This window comes from Polynucleobacter sp. AP-Feld-500C-C5 (assembly GCF_018882265.1).
GTDB lineage: Bacteria > Pseudomonadota > Gammaproteobacteria > Burkholderiales > Burkholderiaceae > Polynucleobacter.
In genome coordinates this window covers 144,357-161,986 of sequence record NZ_JACVOW010000020.1, presented here as the reverse complement: position 1 = coordinate 161,986, position 17,630 = coordinate 144,357, and the positions used below count along the sequence as shown (strand labels likewise).

Sequence of the window (17,630 nt, the reverse complement as noted above, 5' to 3'; positions counted from 1 at the left end):
GCCGATAATTGCAATCAGCTAAAGCGCTGTAGGTTTGCGATACGCAGCGGCGCAGGTGGATGCGAGCTATAAAAGGCGGTATAGATTGGATCTGGCGTCAGTGTTGCAGCGTTATCTTGATATAACTTTACTAGGGCAGAAATCAAATCTTTTGCCGAAGATTTTTCTGCGGCAAAGCCATCGGCCTCATATTCATGTTTACGCGAAGCAAGACTTCCTAGTGGGGTAAAGAAGAAGCTAAATACGGGCGAGACCAACATAAATAGTGCTAAAGCCAGACCGCCGTTATAGCCATTCAGATTAGGCATTACACCCAGGTCGGTATAGAACCAAACCTGCGTGCTGATCCAGCCGAGTAATGCAAACATAGCAAAGCTTAAGGCAAAGGAAACGATGAGACGCTTACGAATATGGTTGCACTTGAAGTGACCTAACTCATGGGCGAGCACTGCCTCTACTTCACCTGGATTGAGTTTTTCAATGAGGGTGTCAAAGAACACAATGCGCTTGGCTTTGCCCATACCAGCAAAGAATGCATTGCCATGGACGCTACGTTTACTACCATCCATGACAAACAAGCCTTGACTAGCAAAATCGCAACGGCTTAGTAAGGCCTCAATTTGGGTTTTGAGTGGACCTTCTTCTAATGCTTGAAACTTATTAAATAAGGGTGCAATGAAGGTTGGGAAGATCCACTGCATCAACAGACTAAATGTCGAAAGCACGGCCCACGCCCAGAGCCACCAAAGATCGCCAGCCTTGAGCATGAGTGTGAGGATGACCCATAGCAAGGGAATGCCAATGGCGCCACCTACCGACAAACCTTTGATCATGTCGCTAAAGAACAATTTTTTATTCATGCGATTAAAGCCAAAGCGCTCTTCAAGATAAAACTGTTTGTACCAAGAGAAAGGTAGATCCAGTATTCCGGAGATGATGACAATCGATACTAGCAGTGCAATTTGTTGTGCAATACCTTCACCAAGTAATTGTAGAAGAACAATATTGAGGATTTCTAATCCGCCCAACAATGTGAAGGCAATTAAAATGACGGCGCTCACCCCGTTTTCTAAAATCGCTAAGCGCAATTTTGCGATCGTGTAGTCAGCAGCTTTTTGGTGTTCGGCTAGAGTGACTTTTTCAGCAAACTCTGTCGGGACCGCATCTCGATGCTGGGCAACATAGCGAATTTGACGTTGGGAGAGCCAGTGGCGCAGGCCAAAACTGGCAATAAAAGCGATTAGGAAAATAATTGTGAATGTCATGAGATCATTATAGATATGAGCGAACAAACGAATACTGCTGCAGCAAAGACGGCACCAGCTAGCGAGCACCTAATCTGGGTGGATATGGAGATGTCTGGATTAGATCCAGAAACTGAGCGTATCCTAGAAATCGCCATTATTGTGACCGATGCCCACCTCAATACCATTGCTACGGCACCTGTTTGGGTGGTGCATCAGGATGATGCACTTTTAGATGCCATGGATGCTTGGAATAAAGGTACCCATGGGCGCTCGGGGCTGATTGATAAGGTCAAGGCATCGATACTGGATGAGGCGACAGTAGAGGCAGAATGCATTGCCTTTTTGAGGCAGTACATCAAAGCGGGTATTGCTCCGATGTGCGGAAATACTATTGGTCAAGATCGTCGCTTTATGGCGAAGTACATGCCCAAGTTAGAAGCCTACTTTCATTATCGAAATGTCGACGTCTCCACTCTGAAAGAGTTATGTAAACGTTGGCATCCAGAGTTGGTGAAAGGCTTCACCAAGCAACAGGCTCATACTGCCTTAGCGGATATTGAAGAATCGATTGAAGAGCTGAAGTATTACCGCGATAAATTTATCGTACCGCTACCCTAAGAAATTTATTTTTTAATAGCGCTCTTGGGTCTAAAGGCTTTAATGACTTCTTCATTGGTCTCGATATACGGTCCACCAATCAGATCGATACAGTAAGGCACCGCAGCAAAGATTCCGGGCACGATTGATTTGCCGTTCTCATCTTTGAGGCCCTCTAGGGTTTCAGCAATCGCCTTAGGTTGCCCTGGTAAGTTAATCACGAGAGCCGCATGTCCTTCGATTTCACGCAGGACCGCTGTCTGTCTAGACAAAATAGCCGTTGGTACAAACTTGAGGCTTATTTGACGCATTTGCTCACCAAATCCAGGCATTTCTCGGGTTCCCGCCTCTAGGGTTGCCTCTGGGGTGACATCGCGACGAGAAGGGCCGGTGCCACCGGTGGTGAGGACTAGGTCACAACCCATCTCATCAACCAACTCCACAATGGTTTCAGTAATGATCTCAGACTCATCGGCAATCAGACGTTCATGAAAAACACAGGGATTACTCATGGCTTTCATCAGCCAGGTTTGCAGGGTTGGAATGCCTTCATCTTGGTAAACACCCTTACTGGCTCTATCTGAGATCGAGATTAGACCAATTTTGACTTCGTTTGGGGTATTACGCTTCGAGGTTTCGGTATGCTTCATATTTCTATTCTAGCTATTATTAGGGCATGTTTACATATTCATCTAGCCAGTTTCAAGAAATTATCAATTTCATGCTCAAAGAGGCCAAAAGAAGGGGCGCCTCGGATGCAGTAGCCGAAGTATCGGAGGGTCAAGGCCTCTCGGTAACCGTTCGTAAAGGCGAAGTTGAAACCATTGAACAAAGCTTGGACAAACAAGTCGGGGTGACGGTATTTTTGGGGCACCATCGCGGCAATGCCAGTACGAGTGATTTTTCAAAAGAGTCTTTGAAGGCGACCGTTGATGCTGCGTATCACATTGCCCAACACACAGCAGAAGACAATTGCGCTGGACCAGCCGAAGCAGAGTTACTAGAAAAAAATCCACTTGATCTTGATTTATTTCATCCCTGGGATCTTGATGCAGGACGCGCTGTAGAAATTGCACGGATTGCGGAGGGCGCGGCATTTTCAGTGAGCAAACAAATTCAAAATAGTGATGGCGCCTCAGTGTCTGCACATCACGCACATTTCATGATGGGTACCTCTCTTGGATTTATGGGAGGTTATCCATTTTCACGCCACTATATTTCATGTGCACCGATTGCAAGTGAGGGCGGAAAAAAATCTCCTATGCAAAGAGACGATTGGTATTCGAGTTCGCGTATACCAACAGAGTTAGCTGATCCTGCAGCTATCGGTCAGTATGCTGCCCAGCGCGCCTTATCGCGTTTAAAGGCGAGATCACTGACTACGCGGCGCTGCCCGGTCATCTTTGAGGCTCCTTTGGCTGCAGGTTTGTTAGGCAGCTTGGTGCAGGCAGTATCTGGGGGTGCTCTGTATCGTCGCTCTAGTTTTTTGCTCGATAGTTTAGGTAAGCAGGTATTGCCTAAGCACGTCAGTCTGTTTGAGAATCCCCATCTCAAAGCCATGTCCGGTAGTGCACCATTCGATGAAGAGGGTGTGAAGACTAGCGCGCGTACTGTAGTTGATAAAGGTATTTTGCAGGGATATTTTCTGTCGACCTATTCAGGGCGTAAGTTGGGAATGAAAACTACTGGTAATGCAGGCGGCTCACACCACTTGACTCTGCAAAGCAAGAAAACACCTAAAGGCGGTCTACCTGCTTTATTAAAAGAAATGGGTACTGGTTTATTGGTAACTGAGTTGATGGGGCAGGGCGTGAATTATGTAACGGGAGATTACTCACGTGGCGCATTTGGTTATTGGGTTGAGAATGGTGAGATTCAATATCCAGTGGAAGAGGTAACGATTGCAGGTAATTTACGCGATATGCTCTTAGATATTGAGTTGATTGGAAGTGATTCCTTAATTCGGGGTACCAAAGAAACTGGCTCGATTCTGCTCGGTTCTATGACGGTTGGCGGAAAATAAACCTCGCTATAGAATTCAATGACAGAATCTGTATACATATCTATTAATACTAGAGGGGGATGGTGATGCAAAGACGTTCATTTCTGAAGAAGGCAACTGTAGGTGCTGGAGTAGCTGCCCTGAGTACACCAGCGCTTGCGCAAAACTTACCTACGCTCAACTGGCGCTTGGTTTCTAGCTTTCCTAAATCTTTAGATACGCTCTTTGGCACCCCTGAAGTTTTTGCAAATTCATTGCGTAAGGCCACTGATAGTAAGTTCAACGTCAAAGTATTTGCTGCGGGTGAAGTGGTTCCGGCATTGCAGGTATTGGATGCCGTTCAAAATGGTACGGTTGAGTGTGGACATACCGCTAGCTATTACTACTTAGGGAAAAATAGCGCTTTCATCTTTGATACTGCAGCGCCATTTGGTATGACTGCGCGTCAGCAATCTGCATGGATGCTTCATGGCAATGGTATGAAGTTAATGCGCGAGCTTTATGCAAGTTACAACATCGTCAACTTTCTTGGCGGTCAAACTGGAACGCAAATGGGCGGCTGGTTCCGCAAAGAAATTAAATCACCAGAAGATTTAAAGGGTTTGAAATTCCGTATTGCTGGCTTTGCTGGCCAAGTACTTGCCAAATTAGGCGTAGTGCCACAACAATTGCCTGCTGGTGAAATTTACTCTGCATTAGAAAAAGGTACGATCGATGCGGCTGAGTTTGTTGGTCCCTACGATGATGAAAAGTTGGGCTTAGCAAAAGTTGCCAAAAACTACTATTACCCTGCATTTTGGGAGGGCGCTGCTGGACTCTCCTTCTTAGTCAATAAGAAACAATGGGATGCACTGCCATCTTCTTATCAAGCCGCATGGGAAGCGGCTTGTTATGAAGCTCATACTGACATGTGCGCAAAATACGATGCACTCAATCCACCTGCTTTGCAGCGTCTCATTCAAAATGGCGCTGTTTTACGCAAGTTCAACACTTCCATCATGGATGCTTGCTTTAAAGCCAGTCAGGAAACTTATGCAGAAGAGTCTACTAAGAATCCTCAGTTTAAAAAGATCTTTGATGACTATCGCGTTTTTAGAAACATGGAAGCCCAGTGGTTTGGGGTTGCAGAGCAGGCTTTTGCTCAATATAGCTTCAATAAAAAGCTGTAAGTATTCACCGCGCTCTCCGATCAAGGGCTCAGCAGAGCCCTTTTTCTTTTTACATCTCTATACGCACTACACTAAGGTGATGATTAAGAGCTATTTGCAAATATGATCAGTCTCTCTGCCATTTGGGTGCGTATTAAACGGCATCCATTATCTAGAGTGGGGCCTGGCTTAGTTACAGGTGTCGCAGATGATGATCCAAGTGGAATCGTGACTTACTCTCAGGCCGGTGCGCAATTTGGTTTCAATATGTTGTGGACAATGCCTTTTGCTTATCCATTGATGTCTACCATTCAGGTATTGTGCGCGCGTATTGGTAGAGTAACAGGCAGAGGCCTCTCTGCCAATATGAAGTTAGCTTTTCCTCCGCTGGTGCTGATCCTATTAGTCAGCATTTTATTGATTGCGAACATTCTCAATATTGCCGCTGATATTGCAGCAATGGGCGAGGTTGCACAACTGATTACAGGAATTAATTGGCATATCATGACGGGCTTTTTTGTTCTGCTTACCCTGGCATTGCAAATATTGATTCCTTATCGACATTACGTATTTTTTTTAAAGTGGTTGTCACTCTCATTGCTGGCCTATGGGGCTGTTTTATTCACCGTTCATGTTCCTTGGACAGAGGTCGTTTGGAGTACTTTCTTTCCCCGGGTTACTTTGAATGCAGATTCGGCAGCAGTAGTAGTGGGTGTCTTTGGTACAACGATCAGCCCTTATTTATTTTTCTGGCAAGCTTCTCAAGAAGTGGAAGATATGAATTTGCGTCATGAGTTCAGTTTGCTGAAAGATGTTGGCGAAGCGGGAGAGCGGGAAATTCACTCTGAGTTACGTAGAATTTCTTGGGATACCTGGAGCGGTATGTTGTATTCCAATATAGCGGCGTATTGCATTATTTTGGCTACCGCAGTTACTTTGCATGCTTCTGGAATTCACGATATCAATACTGCTGCAGAGGCTGCATCTGCCTTAAGGCCGCTAGCAGGAGAATTTGCTTTTCTCTTGTTCGCCTTAGGTATTCTGGGTGTAGGCTTAATGGGCGTTCCAGTCTTAGCGGGTTCGGCAGCATATGCCTTATCCGAAGTCTTTGGTTGGCGCTCTAGTCTTGAAGATAGTGCACGGCAGGCTGGCAAGTTTTATTTAATTATTACTCTCAGTGTCCTTGGCGCCTTAGCAATTCAGTATTCTCCCATTAGCCCAATGAAAGCGCTGTTCTGGAGTGCGGTGCTCAATGGTGTAGTTGCAGTTCCCTTAATGGTGGCGATCATGATTCTCTCAAGTAGGTCATCTGTGATGGGCTCGCATGTAGCTTCATGGCCTCTGAAAATACTGGGTTGGCTTGCAACACTGTTTATGGCAATAGCCGCGGTCTATATGTTTGCAGCTTAAGGTAATGTCATCTTGGTAAGATTGATAGATGCCTGATTCATTATTAGCCCCATTAACCCAAGCTTTTCATGCGCATACATTGACGTTTTTTATTGTCGCCATTGTTAGTGTATTGCTGGTGGGTATCTCTAAGAGCGGTTTTGGTGCTGGCTTAGGAACCCTCTCGTTACCTTTGTTAGCGAGTCAGGTGAGTGTTGCTGAAGCGTTAGCTATTTTGTTGCCTCTGCTGATTGCAATTGATTTGGTCGGTTTAAGACGTTTTCTGCGGAATGCCAATTGGAAAATTTTGACCCTCGTATTGCCACCTGCTATCTGTGGGATTCTGGTTGGCATGGTCTTTTTCACAGTGATTGAACCTAAAGTGTTAACACTTTGCATTGGCATTTTTATTTTGCTTTATTTGCTCCAAGATTTAGTCATGAGTTATTTAGATGCAAAAGAAGCGAAGTTATCGCCTTGGGTCGGGATGTTAATGGGCTTACTTTCAGGGGTGACTTCATTTGTTGCCCATAACGGAGGACCTCCTATTACCGCTTATATGTTGAGAGAAAAACTGTCGCCAATAGTCTATACATCTACTTTGGGAATTTTTTTCGCTTGCATGAATTTTGCGAAGTTAGGCCCATATGCCTATTTGGATTTAATCAAATTAGATTATTTGACTACTTCTGTTTTAATTTTTCCCTGTGTACCTGTTGGTGTGTATTTTGGCTTTTACCTGGCAAAACATATCCCTGTTCGGTGGTATTACCGTATCGTGCGATTTTTCTTGCTAGTGGCTGGAGTTAAATTATTGATTGATGGGCTCATCTAGCTCTCAGTTTTAATTAAGACGCTTTGTAAGAATCGCGAAATATCCATAAGTTCTTCGTGATTGACTGAGTGCTCCATTGGATATTCATGCCAGCTGACTTGATGACCCATTTTTTCTAACATGGCATAGGATGCTTCGGCTCTTTCAGGAATCACTACTGCGTCATATAAACCATGCGCCATAAAGATGGGTGTCTTCTGGTTAGCTGCTTGTTTTTCAGTATGGAGCGATATCGCTAAAGGCAAATATCCAGAAAGAGCGATGATGCCTGCAAAACGATGCGGAAAGCGCAGGCCAATATGCAGAGCCATTGCACAGCCTTGTGAGAAACCCGCTAGAACAATATTCTCGTAAGCAATGCCGCGACTCGCCTCACGCTCAATCAGCTCACTAATCGCTGCAGCTGAGCGATGGATGCCTGCGGCATCTTCTTGGTCCATGAGATCTCTGCCAATGATGTCGTACCAGGCTGGCATCACATAGCCACCGTTAACGGTGACCGGCATGCTGGGCGCACTTGGAAAAATAAACCGAATTCCAGGACATCCCTCGAGGCGTAACTCTGGAATGATGGGTACAAAATCATTGCCATCAGCGCCTAGGCCATGGAGCCAAATAACAGCAGCGCTTGGATTGGGGGAGGTTTCGAGTTCGACGCAGGGCAACATCAGATTCAAGACTTTATTAAATGGAATATCCCATTATCAACTCATCTGCCCTTTTTGGCGATATTTGACCCTCAGTTGAAATAGATGGGGTGTAAGATATTTATTGAAGTAGTAAGACCTAAAAGTCAAAGGAGTTGATGGTGAAGCCGTTCTATATTGATTATCCACAGGAAAAAATAGAAGAGCACCAACATGCCTATCGATGTGCGTATTGCAAAATTCCAACCACGGTCATTTTTGGTTTATTAGAAAATCATGCCGAGGATTGCACATACCGTACACAGCAGAGTAAATGGGTTCAATTGGAAGCTAAGCTCAAGCCCCATACCGAACATTTTGATGAGCCCCACGCTGACGAGGTCGATTAAATGAAAACATATCCTATCGCAATTGAATTAACTGTCTGGTTTGATTTGGGTCTCAATCAATATGAGGTCACTATTGATGGCGTCTCTAAGATTTCGGTGAAGAGGACAGATGATGTGCTGCACACTAGAGAGCTCTCGGCAGCAGAGACACAACTGCTCCTAAAGGCCATTGAGATATTGAAGGTTCCAGTGACTGAGGAGATGGAAGCCAATCCAAGTAATAAGGCCTCTTCCAGTTATGAGTTGATTGTTGAGTCTGCACATTTCTCCTTGGAATTTAATTGGGAGAATGTAGATGTAGATGTAGAGGCTAGTGACTCTAATGCATTTGAATCGGTTGTGAAGATGGCGAGTCTAGTGCAGAGCTTAGATCTCGATCACTAAACGCCTTAAGCTTCCATGACCACAAAGTCGCCCTGTGATACTTTTTCTCTGAACTGAGAAAAGGAAAATAGCGCCTTAATAGATTTGGTGTTGACGACCTCAATCTTGCCATCTGGAGTCAGGTTGGCGAGATACTCCCCCTCCGGAAATAAGGCTTCCGGAACGGTCTCCGTATTATGAATTTGGGCATTGAGCACCAAGCTTTTTGTAATTTTGATACGCATGCCTCATCATAGGTTCCAAAATTTAGTAGTAATTACCACCCTGCACAATTTAGAAAATCAGATGCACCATTTGGGTGTTTTGGGAATAGCGCTCAGAGTGCCTCGAAAGCTGATTTTTAGGGGAATCCTATATAGGTATTGGGTATTTCACGCACCTTGATAGTGCATTATTGTTGGATGGGAAAGACAATTTCTTATTGCATCAAAATATCATGGCTCAATAGTATTGAAAGATAAAAAGAGGGAATATGAATTCTGTAGCAGACGCTATTCAGTCAAGAATGTCAGTGCGCGCATTTACAAAAGAACCGGTTTCAAAAGAGCAGATTTTGAAGATTCTCAATCTCTCAGCTAGAGCCCCCTCAGGAACCAATACTCAGCCTTGGAAAGCTTACGTACTCGAGGGTGCAAAACTCGAAGGCCTCTGCAAACAAGTATGTGCTACTTATGACAGCATTGCAGCTAATCCCGAATTAGAAAAAGAATACCAACCAGGTTATGACTATTACCCCAGCAAATGGTTTAGCCCTTACATTGATCGACGTCGTGAGAACGGCTGGAGCTTATATGGATTGCTTGGTATCACTAAAGGCGATAAGGATAAGATGCATGCACAGCATCGCAAAAACTTTCAATTTTTTGGTGCACCTGTGGGAATCTTTTTTACCATCGACAAAGAACTGGGTAGGGGCTCCATGCTGGACTATGGGATGTTCCTCCAGAATTTCATGGTTGCAGCAAAGGGGGAGGGTTTAGATACCTGCCCACAGGCTGCCTGGAATGCTTATACCAAAATCATCTTGCCCTTCATTGGGGCTCAAGATCATGAGATGTTGGTATGTGGCATGGCGCTCGGCTATGCGGATAAACAAGAGATTGTTAACACCTTCCGGACACCCCGAGTAGCTGCAGAAGAATTTACAACTTGGCTTGCTTAACTCAGTTTTAGATTGAGTAGGCGCGCCGCATTTCCACCCAAAATTCCAACACGATCAGCGTTACTCAATCCTTTAGTCTGCATGACTCGTTCTACCGGAAATTCTTCCCACGGGATAGGATGATCGGTTCCAATGACCACTTGACTGGCGCCTACCTGCGAGACTAAATATCCTAGGGCTTCCGGCGTGAAAACAAGAGAATCAAAATAAAGCTGCTTTAAGTATTCAGAAGGTTTTTTCTTGAGCACAATGTTGGGATCACAATTTTGTGGAGAGACAAAGCAACTGTGATCCATGCGGGGTGCGTAGGATCCCAAGAAGCCTCCACCATGAGCTGCTAGTACCTTGAGTTGTGGGTATTTATCTAACACCCCTTCATAGATGAGATGCTGGAGTGCAATGGTTGTATCGAGTGGATTGCCAATGACATTGGACATCCAGCCATTTCCTTTGAAGCGTTGCGCAAGTTGAGGGGTGCTCTGAGGATGAATGAAGAGTGTGACATTGAGTTCCTGAGCCTTTGCTAATACTGGGTGAAATTTAGGATCTGAAAAATCTTGTCCTACAACACTCCCACCAATGGCGGCACCGCGTAGACCTTGATGCTTTACAGCGTATTCTAGTTGCTCCACGGCAAGTTCTGGAAATTGCATACTGAGTGAAGCAAAGGCTGCAAACTTATCTGGTCTTAGCGCACATAGCTCGGCTAAATGCAGGTTATTCAGGCGGCAGATTTCTGCAGCGGTTTCCTTATCTTTACGATACCAATAGGGGTTTATGCTGAGAACTTGCATGTCAATGCCCTGAGCTTCCATTGCCTTAATGCGCCCATTAATTTTGATGAAATGTTCTGGTACACCTTTAGTTGGAGGTGGAACTGACATAGCCTCATCGCCCATTAAGTCAATCGCATCTTGAAACATGCAATGGGCATGCACATCAATTGTTTTGATGCGTTTACCGTTAATCAAAACAGGGGTTACCCGTTTTGTTTGATTCTCTGCAGCATGTGCAAGACCGCAGCCGCAAAAAAATAATCCACCCAGTGCTTTACCAGAGGTTTTTAAAAATGATCTACGATTATTCATAGGTAATATTCCAATGAATTTTGCTAGCGAACTAGATTCATGCCGCCATTTTTAATGGATTCGGCTGCGTTTGGTGAGCTTAGATATTCAATCAATTTTTTTGCAGCCTCAGAATTGGGTGAGTTCATCACTCTTGCTGCAGCAAAGGTTTGAATGAGTTGAATGCTATTGGGTAGGGGGTCAACATAATCAATGCCTGAAATATTCACGAGTTCGCTGCTGGGCTGGACTGCAATATTGGCTTCGCGCGCAGCTAAGGCGGCGGTGGCCTGAGAGCCTCGCTCGGTGATCTTTACTGAGATTTGCTCGCTAATGCCAAGCTTAGGAAAGAGTTCCTTATTTAAGTAAATGCCACTGGTACTTCCGGGAACAACAATTTTTTTAGCCTTGACTAAAGCATCTGCAAACGCTTTGGCGCTGGAGATGTCAGGCTTAGCATTGCCTGTAGGTACAGCCAAGCCAAGTGGGGCTTGTGCTAAATCAACATCTGAATTTGGCACGATTTTATTTTCTGCAATGAGTTCGGCTAAACCCTCGCGTGACAATATGACCACATCAGCAGTAACACCAGTGGCTAGTTGTGCTTTGATCGTCTTTGGGCCGGAGCCTTGTGAGGCGCCTGATTTAGTGATGACTGTAATGCCAGTCATCTTTTCAAAAGAGGGCAGCATTTGGCTGTAAGGACCTTGAAAGCCTCCCGAAATTAAAACCTCAAGCTGGGCCATTGCGGGAGTGCTCAGTAGGAAAGAAAGTGCGCATACCAAGAGAAGTTTCAAGTAAGGTCTCAAGCGAGGTCTCAAATTTATTTAGTTCTCATAAATTTTTGGGCACGTTTTCCAGTATCTACCTCAGTGGTATAGACGCTACCCTCGGAGTCAACGGCAATGTTATGCACCCAATGAAATTCACCGGCATTTCTACCGCTTCTTCCAAATGAACTGAGCTTGCGGCCAGTATCGCGCTCAATCACTGTGATTTCATTGTTGGTGCCATCAGCAATTAAGATGTACTTTTGATTACTATCTGCAGGGATGAGGTCCCATACAGAGCCAGATCCTTTAGTGTCAGTCTCAAACGCCATTTCTCGAATAAATTTTCCACTTTTCTCAAAAACTTGAATGCGATTGTTTGCTCTATCGCAAACAAATAGGGTGTTGTCCTTCATGAGGCGAACGCAATGAACTGGATTTGCAAATTGCGTTGATGTCGGATTAAAGTTTGGGATCTTTTCATCACTGGGCATGTTGCCATAAGCACCCCAATGACGCTTATAGTTGCCAGTATTGGAATCAAATACAATCACTCGTTTGTTTAAGTAGCCATCAGCAATATAGACTTCATTTGCAATCGGATCTACATTCATGTGTGCAGGACGACCAAGCTGAGTTGTGTCGTTACTACCAAGACTTGCACCAGGTGACCCAATCTGCAGAAGAAATTTCCCTTGTTGGGTGAATTTTAAAATCATATGGTCAGCTTGATCATTGCCACCAACCCAAACATTCCCATTTGGGTCGATATAAATTCCATGTTCATTTTTTGGCCAGTTGTAGCCATTGCCAGGACCACCCCAGGCTTGCAATAAATTACCTTTTTTATCAAACTCAAGAACGGGTGGGGCTGGGATGCAACATTTTGATCTTTTAGGAGTGAGCGTTGCACCTTTTTCATCATCCGTAATAGTTAATGGGCGATGAATAATCCATACATGATCATTTTTATCGGTAGCTACGCCAGCTACTTGACCCAATATCCAATTATTGGGTAATGCTTTTGGCCAGGATGCATCCACCTTATATTCTGGGGCCTTCGCAGATGATTGGCTCTGCGAGAATGTGCTGCAACTTACAGCTACTAACGCGATGACAAGTCCGCAACGAATCATTTTTTTCATAGTAGTCTCCTTAACGGCTTGCTGGTTTTGAGAGGTAATTAAGTGACTGAGCTTCGCTTTTTAGCGGTGTTACTTTATCTGGATCGAATCGGATCATCAGGTAATTGATATGGTCTGGAATTTCTGTAAACCAATGCCCTGTTCCTGCGGGTATCACCACCACATCTCCCGGCTGGAGATTGCGTGAGATGCCATTTAGAATTTCGCTGCCATTATTTCCTGGGCCGTTAAATTCAACCACGGTTTTTTGGGTGGCTGGTCTACGTTGACGATTGGTGATGTCTGGTCCAAGAACTAATGTTCCGGAGCCAGAGATGATGTGATAGACCTCGCTAATCTGATCATGCTCTGCTACTGAGTCTGGATTTGGGGCATCAAGCTTGCCGCGATAAACCATGCCAATTCCCACCCTTGCTTTACCAATATCAATATCACGCACCTGTTGATCAATGTGACGTTCTTGGATGGCTTTTTTGGTATAGGCATTCAGCTCATCCACGGGAATAAAGGTGCCCGGACACATGTAGCAAGTTGGCTGAGGATCTGTAGGGTTCACTTTTGGCTGCGCTGCCAGTGAGGTGCAAATAAAAAATGCGGTAGCAACGTATAGGAATTTCATTTTGTCTCCATATTTTTAGCTTTTATTGCCATGAAGAGCTTACTCTTGATCGCTTGAGATAAAGCCTGTTCTATGGGTTATTCCCTAGACCCAAAGCCAATAATTTCGCTCAAAAAACGCCTTTTTAATGTAAAAAGGGGCGGGTACTTTCATTTCGGAATCTTTGGCTGTACATTAAAGCTATGAGGATTTTCAGCAAAAGCAAAATCGCATTTAATATCTTATTAGACATTGCCGCTCACACAGCCCAAGGTCGCGCCATTTCTGTGCCTTTAGTTTGTCGCAGGCATCAGCTTTCTCACTCCTATCTAGAAGTCATCTTTGGTCAGCTGAGAGACGCGGGTTTCATTCGTAGTCATCGCGGTCCTGGGGGAGGCTATTCTTTAGCCAAAAAGCCTGAAGATATTTCTTTATATGATGTGCTTAGTCTGATGAACGGACAAGAGCCACTTTATGAGGATTTAGGTGTGTCTCTTTGGGCTAACCTTGATGCCTACATGGATCTGCAGATGAAGCAAATTACATTATCTGACGCTCTTCAAAGATCATCCATTGTTCTTGAGCAATCTACACAAGGTCTTGGTCAAGTAAGACTTAATGCAGCCCCTAAAATTCCTGTGGCAGCAAAATCCAAGAAAGAACCTCAGAAGCTGAAGCCTCGCTTAGGCCCTAACTCAGTATTTGCATTTGGCGAGTATTTAAAATCTAAAGCATGACTGATGCTGATTTATTGAGTCTGATGGATTCTCAATTATTGGTCAGTAAATTGCAGTTTCGCTAAGCGGGCATAAAGACCACTTCGTAGAATCAAGTCGGCATGGGTTCCAGTTTCTATGATCCGTCCATTTTCCAGCACAAGAATTTTATCTGCCTGCTTTACGGTAGACAGTCGATGAGCAATCACAATCGTTGTTCGGTGGTCCATCGCAGCTTCAAGCGCGCGCTGAACAAGTAATTCAGACTCAGCATCTAAGGCGCTAGTAGCTTCATCTAAGAGTAATAAGGCTGGATTCTTTAACAATACTCTAGCAATCGCAATTCGCTGTTTTTGCCCACCAGATAAGCGGATACCTCGATCTCCCAAGAAGCTTTGATAACCTTCTGGTAATTTAGAAATGAATTCATCAGCGATGGCAAGACGCGCTGCTGATATCACCTCCTCATCAGTCGCATCCATTCTGCCAAAACGAATATTTTCCATAGCGTTGTCTGAAAAAATGACAATATCCTGCGGAACAACACCGATCATTTTTCTAAGTGCTTCAAGTCGCAGATTGCGAATGTTGATGTTATTAAAAAGAATTTCTCCGCTAGTGGGATCATAGAAGCGTTGCAGGAGTTGAAAGAGCGTCGTCTTGCCGGCGCCTGATGGGCCAACAATGGCAATTCTTTCCCCAGGTTTAATTTCTAGAGAAACGTCTGATAAAACCTGATTTTGATTGGATGGATACTGAAAGCAGAGATTTTGTATTTCTACGCCAATACCCGCGGCATTGACCTGAGGTACTGATTCCATAATTACTGAGGCTTGGATAGAAGATTGAACGTTTAAGAGTTCTAGCAGGCGATCACTTGCACCAATCGCTCTTTGGGTGTCACCGATTACTTCTGAGATGCCAGCGATTGCTCCCGCAACAATCACAGCATACAAAATGAATTGCGATAATTCTCCAGCAGTAATTTGCTTGTCCATCACTGCATAGGCGCCAAGCCAAAGAACCAAAATAATGCTGGTGAAGCCAAACAAAATAGCAACAAATGTCAGCAAGGCTCTGGCTTGTGATCGATGGATAGCCGCATCAAGAGCGGTATGAATGGATTGATCAAATCGTTGAATTTCTATTGTTTCATTGGTGAATGACTGAATAGTGGGGATGGCATTTAATTTCTCTCCTGCCAAAGCTGAGGCATCAGCAATCTTATCTTGCGAGTTTCGGGAGAGCTTTCTGACTCGCCTGCCCATGATCATCGTTGGAATAATTGTGAGTAGTAGGGTTGCAAAAATCAGCACAGATAATTTTGGACTAGTGATAAACATCATCACCAGACCGCCTGCTAGTAAAAGAATGTTTCTGATCGCCATAGAGACACTAGTACCAATTAATGTCTGAATCAGAACGGTATCTGTATTGAGGCGCGAGAGTATTTCGCCGCTATGTGTGGATTCAAAGAACTCGGGTCTTTGTTTGATGACGTGACTGTAGACAGCTGAGCGTATATCAGTCGTAATTTTTTCTCCCAACCAGGACACCATATAAAAACGGAGAGAGGTTCCCAGTGCTACTAAGGCAGCAACAATAAATAGGGTTAAAAAAGTGATATTGATTTGGTTACCACTATCCGTGTTGAAACCTAAATCAATGATTTGCCTAAAAGAGAAGGGAGCAGCTAAAGTTGCGCTAGCGGCAAGAACTAGGCTAAAGATTGCCAATATAAATTGTTTTTTATACGGCTTCAAAAAGGGAAGAAGTGCTGCTAAGGTACGCAACCCATGGGGATTTGTCTTGTTGCTTAGCTTGGTCATTGAAGAATCCCTAATAATTATCTATGATAGTTCACTTAGATTGGATGTGTATTTTTAGTGATACTAGGAAGATGGCAGACGACAGTCCCGCGACTCATAAAGAACCTATATATAAAAGAAGTCCCTGGCTACCTCGCGGTGGAGTGCGTAAGATCATTTTTTTAGCACTCATCATATTGGGTGCTTATGGATCAACTCAGCATTGGTCTTTCATTCCCTTGCTTCTGGTTTCTATCATCACATTCTCACCAAAGATATTGTTGGCCACCGCCTATTGCTATGGAAAATCAGCTCTATTTCTTGGGCAAAGGTTTAGTAAGTGACTAACTCTTTCGTTCTATGAAGATCTTTTTAACTGGAGCTAGTGGTTTTGTTGGAAGTCATTTGCTTGAGTCCTTAAATGCTGCCAGGCACGAAATCCTCTGCCACTTTCGTGCGCCGCATGCCGTCGCTAGCAAACCTTCGCAGAATCTTGAGATTTGGTCGGGGGACTTAAACGATATCCAAAGCTTAACGAAGAGACTTCAGGATTTTGATGTCCTGATTCATTGTGCCGCAGAGATGAGGCTTTGGAATTCAGAGCAAGCTTTGCTTGAGACTAACGTGCTGATGACAAAAAATGTTTTAGAGTCAGCCAAGCTGGCCGGTGTAAAGCAGTTTATTTACATGAGTGATGCATCGATCGCTAAAGATCCCTTGAGGCAAAATCTGAATCTTTCAGAATTTCAATCTTTACCAGCGCTGCATGACTTTCCCTATAGTCATAGCAAGTCCCAAGCAGAACAGTTGGTGCTTGATGCTGGAAATGAAGAGTTCCGAACGATAAGCCTTCGACCTGCATCCATTTGGGGTAAAGGTGATTTGGTTGACCAAAGCTTGGGCAAGGCTGCTAATCTGAATCAGTTTGGCTGGTTTGATCAGGGTGACTACCCCTTCTCAACTTGCTACATTCAAAATCTTTGCGAAGCAGTAAATAAAGCGCTGCTGTCAGCAGCAACTCAAGAGAGTTTTTTTATCAGCGATGGGCAGGCAATTCCATTTAGGCAATGGATGACCAAGAGACTCAAAGCCGGTCATTACAAGGTGCCATCTTTATCGATACCTCGCTCCTTGGCTAGGCCGTTGGCTCGGTTTACAGAAAATGGTTGGAAATACTTACCGCTTCGTGGCGAACCCCCGTTAATTAGGGAGATGGTCCATTTAATGGCGTACCCTTTTTCTGTCTCGATTCAGAAAGCCAAAGATCTGTTAGCTTATGAACCAATCTATTCCATCGAAGATGGCATTCTTGAGATAGAGAAAGCTGCTAATTTTTAGAGGGTTTACCCTAGTGTCTTGACTCTACCAAAAACGAGGTTTAAAGTTTTCGACATCAATTAGCAATCATCCATTGATGTTCTTATGCGCACAAGATATAAAACCTGAAAGGATACAGAGCATGTTTAAATTCCATGATATGAAAGACCGGATTTCTAAAATTGCAGGATTTTTTGGAATGGTCGTCAGCATTACCGTTGCTTTCTACTTGATCTTTCCTGCGGGCCAGACCCAGTCTAAATTTGCCATGTTTTTAGTTTCGCTAGGAATTGCGGTATCTCTCAGCGTGCTTACCTTTAAAGCATTGCTAAAGTCGCAACGATAAGGTTCAAACTTCACTCAATTAAAAGCCCCAAGTTGCTTAATATTTGGGGCTTTTTCTTTGGCT

General features: G+C 44.3%; 20 protein-coding genes. 11 read left to right on the top strand and 9 right to left on the bottom strand.

Annotated elements, in window-relative coordinates; all coding sequences use genetic code 11:
- Positions 1-14 precede the first annotated feature (14 nt).
- Positions 15-1,265 (bottom strand): M48 family metallopeptidase, encoded by a 1,251-nt coding sequence (locus tag ICN21_RS04325; protein WP_216176947.1) that lies wholly within the window; start codon positions 1,263-1,265, stop codon positions 15-17.
- Between the two features lie 15 nt (positions 1,266-1,280).
- Between ICN21_RS04325 and orn the strand changes: the two genes are divergently transcribed.
- Entirely contained in the window at positions 1,281-1,865 is a 585-nt protein-coding gene (gene orn / locus ICN21_RS04320) for an oligoribonuclease (protein ID WP_215295381.1), read from the top strand.
- Positions 1,866-1,870: 5 nt separating this feature from the next.
- Here orn and mog read toward each other — a convergent pair whose 3' ends face one another.
- Positions 1,871-2,494: a molybdopterin adenylyltransferase gene (mog, locus tag ICN21_RS04315; protein WP_215318512.1), complete on the bottom strand. Its 624-nt coding sequence runs from the start codon at positions 2,492-2,494 to the stop codon at positions 1,871-1,873.
- Positions 2,495-2,520: 26 nt separating this feature from the next.
- Here mog and pmbA point away from each other — a divergent pair, with 26 nt between their 5' ends.
- The 4 genes from pmbA (at position 2,521) to ICN21_RS04295 (ending at position 7,218) form a co-directional block, all read left to right on the top strand.
- Positions 2,521-3,867: a metalloprotease PmbA gene (pmbA, locus tag ICN21_RS04310; protein ID WP_216176945.1), complete on the top strand. Its 1,347-nt coding sequence runs from the start codon at positions 2,521-2,523 to the stop codon at positions 3,865-3,867.
- 65 nt (positions 3,868-3,932) lie between these two features.
- Entirely contained in the window at positions 3,933-5,015 is a 1,083-nt protein-coding gene (locus ICN21_RS04305; RefSeq protein ID WP_216176943.1) for a TRAP transporter substrate-binding protein, read from the top strand.
- A 102-nt stretch (positions 5,016-5,117) separates the two neighbouring features.
- The gene (locus ICN21_RS04300) at positions 5,118-6,404 is read left to right on the top strand and encodes an NRAMP family divalent metal transporter (RefSeq protein WP_216176941.1); all 1,287 of its coding nucleotides are present in this window, start codon (positions 5,118-5,120) and stop codon (positions 6,402-6,404) included.
- Positions 6,405-6,432: 28 nt separating this feature from the next.
- Positions 6,433-7,218 (top strand): sulfite exporter TauE/SafE family protein, encoded by a 786-nt coding sequence (locus ICN21_RS04295; protein WP_216176939.1) that lies wholly within the window; start codon positions 6,433-6,435, stop codon positions 7,216-7,218.
- On the opposite strand, the gene ICN21_RS04290 is transcribed toward ICN21_RS04295, so the two are convergent.
- Entirely contained in the window at positions 7,215-7,886 is a 672-nt protein-coding gene (locus ICN21_RS04290; RefSeq protein WP_216176937.1) for an alpha/beta hydrolase, read from the bottom strand. The two genes, ICN21_RS04295 and ICN21_RS04290, sit on opposite strands and share 4 nt — an antisense overlap.
- 140 nt (positions 7,887-8,026) lie before the next feature.
- Here ICN21_RS04290 and ICN21_RS04285 point away from each other — a divergent pair, with 140 nt between their 5' ends.
- Entirely contained in the window at positions 8,027-8,254 is a 228-nt protein-coding gene (locus tag ICN21_RS04285) for a hypothetical protein (RefSeq protein ID WP_215318498.1), read from the top strand.
- Positions 8,255-8,638, top strand: a complete 384-nt coding sequence (locus ICN21_RS04280) for a hypothetical protein (RefSeq protein WP_216176935.1) — start codon at positions 8,255-8,257, stop codon at positions 8,636-8,638.
- 5 nt (positions 8,639-8,643) lie between these two features.
- Here ICN21_RS04280 and ICN21_RS04275 read toward each other — a convergent pair whose 3' ends face one another.
- Positions 8,644-8,862: a hypothetical protein gene (locus ICN21_RS04275; protein ID WP_215318496.1), complete on the bottom strand. Its 219-nt coding sequence runs from the start codon at positions 8,860-8,862 to the stop codon at positions 8,644-8,646.
- 248 nt (positions 8,863-9,110) lie between these two features.
- Here ICN21_RS04275 and ICN21_RS04270 point away from each other — a divergent pair, with 248 nt between their 5' ends.
- Positions 9,111-9,800 carry a nitroreductase gene (locus ICN21_RS04270; RefSeq protein WP_216176933.1) on the top strand — a complete coding sequence of 230 codons (690 nt, stop codon included), beginning with the start codon at positions 9,111-9,113 and terminating at the stop codon, positions 9,798-9,800.
- On the opposite strand, the gene ICN21_RS04265 is transcribed toward ICN21_RS04270, so the two are convergent.
- From ICN21_RS04265 to ICN21_RS04250, 4 genes are read right to left on the bottom strand one after another with little or no spacing between them, the layout of a single operon-like run.
- A complete protein-coding gene (locus ICN21_RS04265) occupies positions 9,797-10,888 on the bottom strand; it encodes an amidohydrolase family protein (RefSeq protein WP_216176931.1) in 1,092 nt (363 codons plus the stop codon). The two genes, ICN21_RS04270 and ICN21_RS04265, sit on opposite strands and share 4 nt — an antisense overlap.
- Before the next feature lie 23 nt (positions 10,889-10,911).
- Complete coding sequence (locus tag ICN21_RS04260) at positions 10,912-11,664, bottom strand: substrate-binding domain-containing protein (RefSeq protein ID WP_216176929.1); 753 nt, start codon at positions 11,662-11,664, stop codon at positions 10,912-10,914.
- 26 nt (positions 11,665-11,690) lie between these two features.
- Positions 11,691-12,782, bottom strand: a complete 1,092-nt coding sequence (locus ICN21_RS04255; protein ID WP_216176927.1) for a two-component regulator propeller domain-containing protein — start codon at positions 12,780-12,782, stop codon at positions 11,691-11,693.
- A gap of 10 nt (positions 12,783-12,792) precedes the next feature.
- Complete coding sequence (locus tag ICN21_RS04250) at positions 12,793-13,401, bottom strand: hypothetical protein (protein WP_216125023.1); 609 nt, start codon at positions 13,399-13,401, stop codon at positions 12,793-12,795.
- A gap of 182 nt (positions 13,402-13,583) precedes the next feature.
- On the opposite strand from ICN21_RS04250, the gene ICN21_RS04245 reads away from it, so the two are divergent.
- On the top strand, positions 13,584-14,117 hold the full coding sequence (locus tag ICN21_RS04245; RefSeq protein ID WP_216176925.1) for an Rrf2 family transcriptional regulator: 534 nt from the start codon (positions 13,584-13,586) through the stop codon (positions 14,115-14,117).
- Positions 14,118-14,152: 35 nt separating this feature from the next.
- Here the strand turns inward: ICN21_RS04245 and ICN21_RS04240 are convergent, their stop codons facing one another.
- Complete coding sequence (locus ICN21_RS04240; protein ID WP_216176923.1) at positions 14,153-15,925, bottom strand: ABC transporter transmembrane domain-containing protein; 1,773 nt, start codon at positions 15,923-15,925, stop codon at positions 14,153-14,155.
- 339 nt (positions 15,926-16,264) lie between these two features.
- On the opposite strand from ICN21_RS04240, the gene ICN21_RS04235 reads away from it, so the two are divergent.
- Complete coding sequence (locus ICN21_RS04235) at positions 16,265-17,242, top strand: NAD(P)-dependent oxidoreductase (protein ID WP_216176922.1); 978 nt, start codon at positions 16,265-16,267, stop codon at positions 17,240-17,242.
- 121 nt (positions 17,243-17,363) lie between these two features.
- Positions 17,364-17,567, top strand: a complete 204-nt coding sequence (locus tag ICN21_RS04230; protein WP_215295355.1) for a hypothetical protein — start codon at positions 17,364-17,366, stop codon at positions 17,565-17,567.
- The last annotated feature ends 63 nt before the right edge of the window (positions 17,568-17,630 follow it).